Source organism: Mycobacterium sp., from assembly GCF_049802695.1.
Classification (GTDB): Bacteria; Actinomycetota; Actinomycetes; order Mycobacteriales; family Mycobacteriaceae; genus Mycobacterium.
Genome location: NZ_JBARMY010000311.1, coordinates 1 through 11476, shown reverse-complemented (window position 1 = coordinate 11476; position 11476 = coordinate 1). Strand labels below are relative to the sequence as shown.

The 11476-nt window shown below is 65.1% G+C and carries 10 protein-coding genes; 6 read left to right on the top strand and 4 right to left on the bottom strand.

What is annotated here, in order from left to right; all coding sequences use genetic code 11:
* Positions 1-696, top strand: a 696-nt coding sequence (locus tag WA317_RS12715) for an ATP-binding protein (RefSeq protein WP_425173368.1), incomplete at its 5' end; no start/stop codon positions are given.
* 8 nt (positions 697-704) lie between these two features.
* On the top strand, positions 705-1985 hold the full coding sequence (locus tag WA317_RS12710; protein ID WP_425173367.1) for an alpha/beta fold hydrolase: 1281 nt from the start codon (positions 705-707) through the stop codon (positions 1983-1985).
* Here WA317_RS12710 and WA317_RS12705 read toward each other — a convergent pair.
* From WA317_RS12705 to WA317_RS12690, 4 genes are read right to left on the bottom strand one after another with little or no spacing between them, the layout of a single operon-like run.
* Positions 1955-3580 (bottom strand): ABC transporter family substrate-binding protein, encoded by a 1626-nt coding sequence (locus WA317_RS12705; protein ID WP_425173369.1) that lies wholly within the window; start codon positions 3578-3580, stop codon positions 1955-1957. The genes WA317_RS12710 and WA317_RS12705 overlap by 31 nt on opposite strands.
* 58 nt (positions 3581-3638) lie before the next feature.
* A complete protein-coding gene (locus tag WA317_RS12700) occupies positions 3639-5483 on the bottom strand; it encodes a dipeptide ABC transporter ATP-binding protein (protein ID WP_425173366.1) in 1845 nt (614 codons plus the stop codon).
* Positions 5480-6415 (bottom strand): ABC transporter permease, encoded by a 936-nt coding sequence (locus WA317_RS12695; protein WP_425173365.1) that lies wholly within the window; start codon positions 6413-6415, stop codon positions 5480-5482. The genes WA317_RS12700 and WA317_RS12695 overlap by 4 nt, the downstream gene beginning before the upstream one ends.
* Positions 6412-7389 carry an ABC transporter permease gene (locus WA317_RS12690; RefSeq protein WP_425173364.1) on the bottom strand — a complete coding sequence of 326 codons (978 nt, stop codon included), beginning with the start codon at positions 7387-7389 and terminating at the stop codon, positions 6412-6414. The genes WA317_RS12695 and WA317_RS12690 overlap by 4 nt, the downstream gene beginning before the upstream one ends.
* A gap of 246 nt (positions 7390-7635) precedes the next feature.
* Between WA317_RS12690 and WA317_RS12685 the strand changes: the two genes are divergently transcribed.
* The 4 genes from WA317_RS12685 to WA317_RS12670 all read left to right on the top strand — a co-directional run.
* A complete protein-coding gene (locus WA317_RS12685; RefSeq protein ID WP_425173363.1) occupies positions 7636-8127 on the top strand; it encodes a beta-class carbonic anhydrase in 492 nt (163 codons plus the stop codon).
* 151 nt (positions 8128-8278) lie between these two features.
* A complete protein-coding gene (gene cysD, locus WA317_RS12680; RefSeq protein ID WP_425173362.1) occupies positions 8279-9208 on the top strand; it encodes a sulfate adenylyltransferase subunit CysD in 930 nt (309 codons plus the stop codon).
* Positions 9208-11052 (top strand): adenylyl-sulfate kinase, encoded by a 1845-nt coding sequence (gene cysC / locus WA317_RS12675; protein WP_425173361.1) that lies wholly within the window; start codon positions 9208-9210, stop codon positions 11050-11052. Before cysD ends, cysC begins: the two co-directional genes overlap by 1 nt.
* The coding region (locus WA317_RS12670; RefSeq protein WP_425173360.1) for an inositol monophosphatase family protein at positions 11049-11476 on the top strand (428 nt) is incomplete at its 3' end. The genes cysC and WA317_RS12670, both read left to right, overlap by 4 nt.

Below are 11476 nucleotides of genomic sequence, written 5' to 3'. Positions count from 1 at the left end.
GGCCAGCGGGTCGCCGAGCTGACCGAACGATTGAACGCAGCGGGCCCGGACGCGGTGGCCACCGAACTGGCTGACGCCGCCGCAGCGGCCGAAGCGCTGCGCGCCCGCTGCGAGGAGACCGACCGCGCGCTGCGTGAGGTCAATGTGGAGCTCGCGGTGTTCGGCACCGAAGGCCGTCAGGGCAAACTCGATGCCGCGCAGATCGACTGGGAGCATGCGAAGGCCGAACACGTGAGGGTGGGGCGCCGGGCGCGGGCCGCCGAGTTGTTGCGGTCGGTGATGGCAAGACACCGAGACACCACCCGCCTGCGTTACGTCGAGCCGTTCCGCACCGAACTCCAGCGCCTCGGCCGCCCGGTGTTCGGGCCCAGCTTCGAAGTCGACGTCGATAGCGACCTCAGGATCTGCAGCCGCACCCTCGATGGCCGCACCGTGCCCTACGAATCGTTGTCAGGCGGGGCCAAAGAACAGCTCGGTATCCTGGCCCGCCTCGCCGGGACGTCGCTGGTCGCCAAAGAGGATTCCGTCCCGGTGCTGATCGACGATGCGCTGGGCTTCACCGACCCGGACCGGTTGGCCAAGATGAGCGAGGTGTTCGGCAGCATGGGCGCCCAGGGACAGGTGATCGTGCTGACTTGCACACCCGCCCGCTACGACGGTGTCGAGGGCGCGCACCGCATCAATCTCAGCGCGTAGCGACGCGAATGATGATGACCGCACGACGACGACGCGTGCAGAAAAAACTGGCGGCGCTGCCGGGAGTGCGGGCAGTGCGCCGGCCGGTGTCGCCGGGCGCCACTGAGCAATTCAACCTTTACTACGTTCGCACCGGGCGCATGTCCGCCCACCCGTTGGTCATCCTGACCGGCGGTCCAGGAGTGGCTTCGGTGCTGCTTTACAAGGGTTTTCGGCGCCGCGCCGCCGCTGCGGGACTCGACGTGATCATGATCGAGCACCGGGGCGTCGGAATGTCGCGCCACGACGACTCTGGCGACGACCTGCCGCCGCAGGCGTTGACGGTCGACCAGGTGGTCGATGACGTCGCCGCGGTACTCGATCACGCGCAGGTGGACACTGCCGTCATCTACGGCACGTCGTACGGCACCTACATCGCCGCGGGCGTGGGCGTGCGCCATCCCGGCCGGGTGCACGCCATGATCTTGGATTCTCCGCTGCTGTGCCGGCATGACATGGCCTCGGTACGTGACGCCCTTCGCGGCCTGCTGTGGGACGGCGACAGTCCGGAGGCCGCAGCGCTGGCACCCAAGGTGCGTAGGCTCGTCGCTGCCGGCGTCATGACACCGGCGGGCGCGCAGGTCGCGGCAACGGTGTACGGCTTCGGCGGCGCACCGTTGCTCGAGCGTCAGCTCGATCTGCTGCTGCACGGTCGCACGAATTTGTGGCGTGCGTTGCGCAGAATCGACAAGCTGGTCACCCGCACGGTGCCCTTCCGTTTCGAGATGGACCTGGTCAGTCGCATCGCTTTCCGTGAGCTGGATTACGCCGGTGAACCAGATCGCCTTCCGCTGGACCCGGCCGTTGCAATGCGCGAGAAGGCTCCCGCAGGGCCCCCTTTCGAGGCAGAGCCCTATGACTTGGTCGCCGCGATGCCGAAGTTCGCCTGGCCCACGGTGGTGATCTCCGGCGGCCGTGACCTCACCACCCCGGTCGCGGTCGCCGAGCGCATCGTCTCGCTGATCCCCGACGCGGTGCTGATTCGGCTGCCGACCATGGCGCACAGCGCACTGGACGGCCGCGAAAACGCCGCCTTGCAGATCGTCACAGCCGTCAGTAGCGGACGCGTCCGAGGGTTGGCCCAGCGCACGTCGGCATTGGACGCGCTGCCGGGGCGGCCCGCTCTGCGTCTGCTCACCATGACGATCGGCGCTGCGGCTGCCGTCGAAGGTGCGCTGCCCGCAATATTGTCGACACCGCGAAAGCTGTTGCCGGTAGCTCAGTCTCGGGTGAAACCGATCTCGGAGTAGACGACGTCGGCCAGCCCGAACGCGCCGTAGTTGGCCACATCGCTACGCACCGCGATGTCGCCCGACGATTGAAACAGCGGCAGGTTGAACCCTTCCCGCCAGATCATTCGGTCGACCTCATTGGCCAGTGCGCGGGCCTTGCCCTCGTCGAGCTCGGAGAGTGTCTCGTCGATCTTGGCGTCGATGCTCGCATCGCCGATCTTGCCGAAGTTGCTGTCGCCGTCTGAGGTGTAGATCTGCGGCAACGCGGACAGCGGGAAAGCGTTGCCGACCCAACCGAACTGAGTGATGTCGAAGTCGCCCACACCGACGTACTGGCTGAAGAAACCGGTGCCCGGCTTGGGGTCCAGGACCAGTTTGACGCCGAGCTGAGCCAGATTCTGTTGGGCGACCAAGGCGATCTGCTTGTTTGATTGCGCCTCGAAGAACACGTCGCGAATCCTCAGCTGTTTGCCGTCTTTCTCGCGCACCTTCCCATGCAGCTTCCAGCCCAGCGCGTCGAGTTCCCGGCCGGCCTCATCGAGGTTGTAAGCGGCTGGTGCGCTGTTGTTTTCGTAGCCCACCTGCCCGGCGACGTAGACATGGTTGTCCAGCGGCACCGGATGGCCGGTCAAGCCGTGCTCGACGACGTCGACGATGGCGCGTCGGTCGATGCCTTTGCAGATCGCCCGGCGCAGCCTCTCATCGGCCAGGATGGAGCCGCGCGCACCGTTGAAGGTGAAGTGGTACCAGACGGGTGCCGGCGCGTGCCTGATGAGGACCCCGGCTGTGCGCTCGGCGGTAACCATGTCGTCGAAAGTGCTGATGCCGGCGGCGTCGATGGCGTTGTTCTGCAAGGCGGGGATGACGGCCGTGGGGTCCAGGACCAGGAAGGTAATCGAGTCCAGCAGCGCCTGGGCACCCCACCAGCGAGGGTTGCGGGTCAATATGATTCGCTGCGCGGTCCGGTCGATGCCGGAAACGATGAACGGTCCAGACGACGGCCCCGGGGCGTCGAGTTGGCCGGTGTTGAACACGTCCGGGTTCGCCGTCATGCTGCGCGGTTGGATGCCGCCGGCGAACATTGCACGCCATTCCGCGTACGGCTTGGCGAAGGTGACTACCGCCTGACGGTCGTCGACGCCGCGGGTCACCGACTTCACCCGCTCGAAGCCGGCCCTGCTGGCGATCAGGTAGCGCTTGTCCCGACCGCTGCACGCGTCGACCTCGGATTTGAGGTCCTCCCACGTCATCGGAGTGCCGTCGCTCCACACCGCTTTCGGGTTGATCGTGTAGGTGACGACCTGCGGATTGGTGCTGGTGAGTTCGGCGCCGGTGAAGTAATCGGTGTTGAGTTCCAGCGTCCCAGTGGACTGGGTGATGAACGCACCCGGCAGCGTCGGCGTGACGATTCTCGCCAAGTCGTCCGTATTGCCGTCGATGTTCAACTCGTTGAAGTTGGCGGGAAAAGACGTCAGGGCGAGTCGCAGGCTGCCGCCGTGGCGCAGCGTGGCCGGATCGTGCGGGTTCACGTCGCTGGTCGTGCCGACTTTCGTGGCGCCCAGGTCGGACAGTTCCCGGTACCCTGCTGAGCAGCCGCTGACGATCAAACACATAACTGTCGCCAGCAGCGCAAGCCTGCGAATGACCGGCGGGCGCGTCACCCGGACGATGCTAATTGACATCGGAGTGCGCCCGCGGGACGGCGGCCAGCAGCCGACGGGTGTAGTCGTGCTGCGGGTCAGTCAACACCTGCTCGCTGTCACCTTGCTCGACAATGGTTCCCCGGTACATCACCGCGACCCGGTGTGCGAGGTGTTTGACCACCGAAAGATCGTGCGAGACAAACAAGTAGGACAACTCGAAGGTGCGCTGCAGGTCCAACAGCAGGTTGATGATGCCCGCCTGAATCGACACGTCGAGCGCCGACACCGGCTCGTCGAGCGCGAGGATCTTCGGCTGCAGCGCCAACGCCCGGGCGATACCGATCCGCTGCTTCTGGCCTCCGGAGAATTCGGCGGGATACCGATTGGCGTCGGCGTGAGTCAAGCCGACGGTGCTCAGCAATTCGGCGACCCGGTCTTCGCATCGCTGCTTATCGAACCCATTGGCCACCAAGGGTTCAGCGATGACGTCGAAGACCGGAAGACGTGGGTCCAGCGACGCCACCGGATCCTGGAACACCACCTGCAATTCGGTGCGCAGCCGACGACGGCCGGTTGCGTCGAGGTTCGCGACGTCGTTGCCGAGTATTTCGATGGAGCCGGCCTGGGGTGTCTGCAGCTCCAGAATCTGGCGCAGGGTCGTCGATTTGCCCGACCCGGATTCGCCGACGATGGCCAGAGTCCGGCCTTGTTCCAAGGTGAAGCTCACGCCGTCGACCGCCCGCACTTCACCGACCCGCCGGCGAATCACCACGCCTTTGGTGAGCGGATAGGTCTTGGCCAGGTCACTGACCTGCAGCACCGCCGGAGTGCCGCCGGCGGGGGCATCGATCCGCTGAGGCTGCGTCGACACCCCGAAGATATCGGCGGCACTGCGCCCGGCGACGTCGTCGGTGCGGATGCACGCCGCCTCGTGGCCCTCTCGGATGGTGACGAGATCCGGTTCCGCCGACCAACATTCGTCGATCACCAGGGGGCAGCGCGGGGCGAACGGGCAGGCGTCGGCGATCAACGACGACATCACCGGCGGGGCGCCCGGTATCGGAATGAGCCGGGTGCCCTGTGGGGCGTCCAGTCGCGGCACCGAACCCAGCAGCCCGACCGTGTAGGGCATGCGCCGGTTCCGGTGCAGTTCGTCGACGTCGGCGATCTCGACGGCCCGTCCGGCGTACATGACCAGTGCCCGATTGGCGAACTCCGACACCACCCCCAAGTCGTGGGTGATGATCAACACACCGGCACCGGTGACGTCGCGTGCGGTGCGCAGCAGATCGAGGATCTGCGCCTGCACGGTGACGTCGAGCGCTGTGGTGGGTTCGTCGCAGATCAGCAGATCGGGATCATTGGCGATCGCGATCGCGATCACCACCCGCTGAACCACACCGCCGGACAGCTCGTGCGGAAATGCTTTCGCGCGGCGCTCGGGCTGTGCGATGCCGACCAAATCCAGAAGTTCCAGAGCACGCTTGCGGGCATCGGCGCGGCCGATGTCCTGGTTGTGCACCCGGACAGCTTCGGCAATCTGGTCGCCGACCGTGTAAACCGGCGTCAGCGCCGACATCGGATCTTGGAACACCGTGCCGATCGTCTTACCCCGAACCGGCGACATCTCCTCATCGGACAGACCGAGTAACTCCCTGCCGTGCAACCGAACCGACCCTGAGACGTTGGCGTGTTCGGGCAGCAATCCGACCACGGCCATCGCGGCAGTGGTCTTACCCGAACCGGATTCCCCGACAATCGCCACCACGTCACCAGGATCAATGTGGTAACTCGTGCCGCGCACGGCTGGCACCCGGACCTCGTCGGTCTCGAAGGTGACGTTGAGATTCCTTACCTCCAGAAGCGCCGTCATCGCGGTCGTCGCGTTTTGCGGCGTGCCGTTTTACTGCCTGGATCCAGCGCGTCACGCAGGCCGTCGCCGGTCAGGTTGGCGCACAACACCGTCAGCACCAGGGCTCCGGCGGGGAACAGGAACACCCAAGGGAAAGTAGTGACCGACGGGGTGCCGTCGGAGATCAGCGTGCCCAACGACACGTCGGGTGGTTGCACACCGAAACCCAGGAAGCTCAGGCCGGTCTCGGCGAGGATGGCGAATCCGACGTTGAGCGTCGCGTCGATGATCAGGATCGAGGCGACGTTCGGCAGGATGTGATGCGTGATGACCCGGCGACTCGACACACCCATATATCTTGCCGCACTGACAAATTCCCGTTCGCGCAGGCTCATCGTCAGGCCGCGCACCATGCGCGAGCTGACCATCCAGCTGAACACAGCGAGCAGGCCGATCAGCCACAATATGCTGCTCGATCCCTTGATCCGCGGAGTGACGATGGCGATCAGAATGAATCCGGGCACCACCAGCAACAGGTCGACCAGCCACATCAGTGCCCGATCGCGCCAGCCGCCGAAATAGCCGGCGACCGACCCGACGGTGGCGGCGATACTTGTCGAGATCAACGCCACCCAGAAGCCGATCAGCATGGACTTCTGCATGCCGCGCAGAGTCCGGGCGAGCAAATCCTGCCCGAGCGGGTTGGTGCCGAACCAGTGCCTGAACGACGGTGGCTGCAGCAGCGCGTCATAGTCGAGCGTGGTGTAGTCGTAGGGGAGTAACGGCGGCAGCGCATAGCAGCCGATGAACAGCAGGATCAGCAGGATCAACGCCACGACGGCGGGCCGGTTACGAAGGAACCTGCGCGCAACCAAACTTCGCCGCGACGCGAATACGCCCGGAGTCACCGCGGATCGAGGTGGCGGGGTCTCGACAGTCGACTGTTGAGTCATGACACCCGCACCCTTGGATCCAGCAGGGCATAGAAGACGTCGGAGAGCAATCCTGCGAGTAGCACTGTGGCGCCGGTGAACACGGTGATCGCCGCGACGACGTTGGTGTCCTGGGTGGAGATGCCCTGAACCACCCATTCGCCCATACCGTGCCAGCCGAAGATCCTTTCGACGAACACCGCGCCCACCACCAGGCCGCTGACCGCGTAGGCGAACAGCGTGGCCATCGGAATCAGCGCCGTGCGCAGACCGTGTTTGAACAACGCGCGCCGGCGGGTCAGGCCTTTGGCGCGCGCCGTCCGGATGAAGTCCTCGCTCAGCACGTCGAGCATCGCGTTGCGCTGGTAGCGGCTGAAGCTCGCGATCGACGTCAGAGCCAGCGTCAGCGTCGGCAACACGATGTGCTGCGCGCGGTCGACGAGCTGATCCCATATCCGGCCGGGCGGTAGCGGTGAAGTTTCACCGGTGTACAGGAAAAGCCGGATTCCGCTGAGCATGTTCATCCGCAGCCCCGCCAGGATGAGCAGGTTAGCCAGCACGAACGACGGGACGCTGAGGGTGATCAACGACAGCACGGTGATCACGCGGTCGCTGAGCTGGTATTGACGGACCGCCCCCCAGGCGCCGACGACCACGCCGATCACCGTGCCGAGTACCGATCCGATGACCACCAGTCGCAGCGTGACCCCGACGCGCCGGCCGAGCTCCTCGGATACCGGGTGACCGGTCACCGTGGCGCCGAAATTGCCGCGGACCGTGCCGGAGATCCACTTGGCATACCGGACCGGTATGGGCCGGTCGAGGTTGAGCTGGACGGCTTTGGCGTGAATGGCCTCCGGCGGTGGCTTCGGGTGACGCTGCACGAAGCTGTCCAGCGGATGAAATGTTATCGATGTCAGGCAGAAGATGAGGAACGACGCCAGCGCCAGCAGCAGGAGGTAATTGAGGAAGCGACGCGCCAGGAAGCGGATCACGCGCGCAGGCCTCCACAATGTCGCATGGCCACAGAGTAAGAGATGCCGGGTCGCTCAGCGCGCGGAGACGCGGCGGCCCCGCCCGCCTTTGCGACCTCCATGACAACCCCCAGCGACAGCTGGCAAATCTCAAACCGCTGCAATCGGAGTGATTCGGACCGGTGTGAGGTGGGCCGCCGATTGTTACCATCAGCCGTTTGGGTTGTGAGTCAGCGAACGACATGCTGCGATTTTGAGGAGACTGGTGTGACAGTTACCGATGACTACCTGGCAAACAACGCAACTTACGCGAGTAGTTTCAACGGACCGCTGCCACTCCCGCCGAGCAAGCACGTCGCCGTCGTAGCCTGCATGGACGCCCGGCTGGACGTCTACCGACTGCTCGGCATCAACGAGGGCGAGGCCCACGTCATCCGCAACGCCGGCGGAGTCGTCACCGACGACGCGATCCGTTCGCTCGCCATCAGCCAACGGCTGCTGGGCACCAAAGAGGTCATCCTCATCCACCACACCGACTGCGGAATGCTCACGTTCACCGACGACGACTTCAAGCGCTCGATTCAGGAAGAAACCGGTGTCAAACCGCCGTGGTCGGCCGAAGCATTCCCGGACCTCGCGGAGGACGTGCGCCAGTCACTGCGTCGCATCGAGAACAGTCCGTTCGTCACCCAGCACGAATCCTTGCGCGGTTTCGTCTTCGACGTCGCGACCGGAAAGCTCGAAGAAGTCACCCTTTAGACGAATCGGCCGGCACCGCGGCCTACTCATCGTGCCCGCCGACTGCTCACCGCAGACCGACCCTGCGTTGACACCGCCGTAAGCGGCTGGTTACATACCTGGTAATGCTTACAAAGTTGACCAGATCTACCAACTTTAACGTTAGGGATCCATGACCACTTACACCACGGTTGCCCCAGCAGCCGGGCAGTACGAGTTGAGCCATCTGCGCTCGCTGGAGGCCGAAGCGATTCACATCATCCGAGAGGTCGCTGCGGAGTTCGAGCGGCCGGTGCTGCTGTTCTCCGGCGGCAAGGACTCCATCGTGATGCTGCATCTGGCCGTCAAAGCGTTCCGGCCAGGGCGCTTGCCGTTCCCGGTGATGCACGTGGACACCGGCCACAACTTCGACGAGGTCATCGAAACGCGCGACCGGCTCGTCGACGAGACCGGCGTGCGGTTGGTGGTCGCCTCCGTGCAAGACGACATCGACGCCGGACATGTCAAGGACACCGGTCCGTCGCGCAATCCGCTGCAGACGGTGACCCTGCTGCGCGGCATCCGGGAGAACAACTTCGACGCGGCGTTCGGCGGCGCGCGGCGCGACGAAGAGCGGGCGCGCGCCAAGGAACGCGTCTTCAGCTTCCGTGACGAGTTCGGCCAGTGGGACCCGAAGGCGCAACGGCCCGAGCTGTGGAACCTCTACAACGGCCGGCACCACAAAGGCGAACACATCCGGGTTTTCCCACTGTCCAACTGGACCGAGTTCGACATCTGGTCCTACACCGGCGCCGAACAGATCACCCTGCCGTCGATCTACTACGCGCACCGCCGGAAGGTCTTCAGCCGGGACGGCATGCTGTTGGCGGTGCACCGGTATCTGCAGCCGAAAGCCGACGAGGAAGTTTTCGAGACCTCGGTGCGGTTCCGCACCGTCGGTGACGTCACGTGCACCGGCTGCGTGGAATCCCATGCCACCACCGTGGACGAGGTGATCGCCGAGACGGCGGTGTCACGGCTGACGGAGCGGGGCGCGACGCGGGCCGACGACCGCATCTCGGAAGCCGGCATGGAAGACCGGAAGCGACAGGGGTACTTCTGATGGCAACGTTGCTGCGCCTGGCGACCGCCGGCTCCGTCGACGACGGCAAGTCCACGCTGATCGGCCGGCTGCTCTATGACTCCAAGGCGGTCATGGAAGACCAGTGGGCGTCGGTCGAACTCCGGTCCAAGGAGCGCGGCCACGACTACACCGACCTGGCCCTGGTCACCGACGGCCTACGTGCTGAACGTGAACAGGGCATCACGATCGACGTCGCCTACCGCTACTTCGAGACTCCCAAGCGGAAGTTCATCATCGCCGACACCCCGGGCCACGTTCAGTACACCCGCAACATGGTGACCGGGGCGTCCACCGCCCACTTGGCGATCGTGCTGGTCGATGCCCGCCACGGAGTGCAGGAGCAGACTCGCAGACACGCCTTCCTGACCTCGCTGCTCGGCATCCGCCACATCGTGCTGGCGATCAACAAGATGGATCTCGTCGACTGGGAGGCCTCAAGATTTCAAGAGATCCGCGACGACTTCCGGTCGTTCGCCGCTCGCCTCGACGTGCCCGACGTGACCCCCATCCCGATCTCGGCGCTGGACGGGGACAACGTCGTCACCAAATCCGATCGCAGCCCGTGGTACGACGGGCCGGCGCTGCTGGCACATCTGGAAGAGGTGGACATCACCGGCGACCGCAATCTTGCCGACGTGCGCTTCCCCGTTCAATACGTCATCCGCCCGCACAGCCGCGAGCATCAAGACCACCGCAGTTACGCCGGGACGGTGTCCAGCGGAGTGATGCGCCCCGGTGACGAGGTCGTCGTGCTGCCGACTGGTAAGAGCTCGCGGATCACGGCGATCGACGGGCCGAACGGGCCAGTGGACGAGGCGTTTCCGCCGATGGCGGTCTCGGTGCGACTTGGCGACGACATCGACATCTCGCGGGGCGACATGTTCGCCTACACCGACAATCCGCCGCGGGCTTCCCAGGATTTCGACGCGACAGTCTGCTGGATGGCCGACTCGGCCGCGCTCGAGCCCGGCCGCGACTACATCATCAAGCACACGACTCGCACCACCCGTGCGCGGGTCACGGCGCTGGACTACCGCCTGGACGTCAACACACTGGAACACGACAACGACGCAACGGCGCTGAACCTCAATGAATTGGGGCGCATTTCACTGCGAACCCAGGTGCCGTTGCTGCTGGACGAGTACGTCCGCAATCCCAGCACGGGCTCGTTCATCCTCATCGACCCGAACACCAACGGCACGGTGGCCGCCGGGATGGTGCTGCACGAGGTCTCTGTTCGTGCCGCAAGCCCGAACACCGTGCGACACGAATCCCTGGTCACCGCCGAGGACCGGCTCTCACACGGCCGCACCTTGTGGTTCACCGGACTGTCGGGATCCGGAAAGTCATCGGTGGCGATGCTCGTCGAGCAGAAACTGCTCGAAAAGGGCGTTGCCGCTTACGTTCTCGATGGGGATAACCTGCGGCACGGCCTCAACGCCGATCTGGGGTTCAGCCTGGAGGACCGCGCCGAGAATCTGCGCCGACTCGCACACGTCGCGGCATTACTCGCCGATTCCGGCCAAACGGTGCTGGTGCCGGCGATCAGTCCGCTGGTCGAGCACCGCGACCTGGCTCGCCGAGTGCACGCCGACGCGGGTTTGGAGTTCTTCGAAGTGTTCTGCGACACGCCGATCGAGGAATGCGAGAAGCGGGATCCCAAGGGGCTTTACGCCAAAGCGCGTGCCGGTGAGATCGTGGATTTCACCGGAATCGGCAGTCCTTACCAGCGACCCGAGCATCCGGACCTGCGGCTCATCGCGGACCACAGTCTCGACGAACTGGCGCAGCAGGTCATCGACCTGCTCGATTCGCGCGAATGAGTGACCACCAACTGGCCGCCCGGCTGGCGACGCAAGCTGGTGACCTGCTACTTGCCGTGCGCGACGAGCTGGCTCAGGCGACAGAAGCGGAGCGAAAGTCCGCGGGAGACAGCCGGTCTCACGATTTTTTGATGAAAGCGCTGACGGATGCCAGGCCGGCTGACGCGGTGCTTTCCGAGGAAGGTGCCGACGACCGGCGACGGCTGCAAGCCGAGCGGGTGTGGATCGTCGACCCATTGGATGGCACCCGGGAGTTCTCCGAGCTCGGCCGTCCCGATTGGGCGGTGCACGTGGCGTTGTGGGAAGCCGGCGAGCTCGTCGCGGGTGCGGTCGCCCTGCCCGCGCAAGGTCTGACGCTGGCCACGCCGGACGTCGCGCCACCACCGGCCAACCCGGGGCCGGTGCGAATCGTGGTGTCCCGCAC

Bases quoted from the DNA above. Each gene is read 5' to 3' on its own strand.
- cysD (WP_425173362.1), top strand. From the start codon at position 8,279: ATGACCACTTACACCACGGTTGCCCCAGCAGCCGGGCAGTACGAGTTG.
- WA317_RS12695 (WP_425173365.1), bottom strand. From the start codon at position 6,415: ATGACTCAACAGTCGACTGTCGAGACCCCGCCACCTCGATCCGCGGTG.
- cysC (WP_425173361.1), top strand. From the start codon at position 9,208: ATGGCAACGTTGCTGCGCCTGGCGACCGCCGGCTCCGTCGACGACGGC.
- WA317_RS12705 (WP_425173369.1), bottom strand. From the start codon at position 3,580: ATGTGTTTGATCGTCAGCGGCTGCTCAGCAGGGTACCGGGAACTGTCC.
- WA317_RS12710 (WP_425173367.1), top strand. From the start codon at position 705: ATGATGATGACCGCACGACGACGACGCGTGCAGAAAAAACTGGCGGCG.
- WA317_RS12700 (WP_425173366.1), bottom strand. From the start codon at position 5,483: ATGACGGCGCTTCTGGAGGTAAGGAATCTCAACGTCACCTTCGAGACC.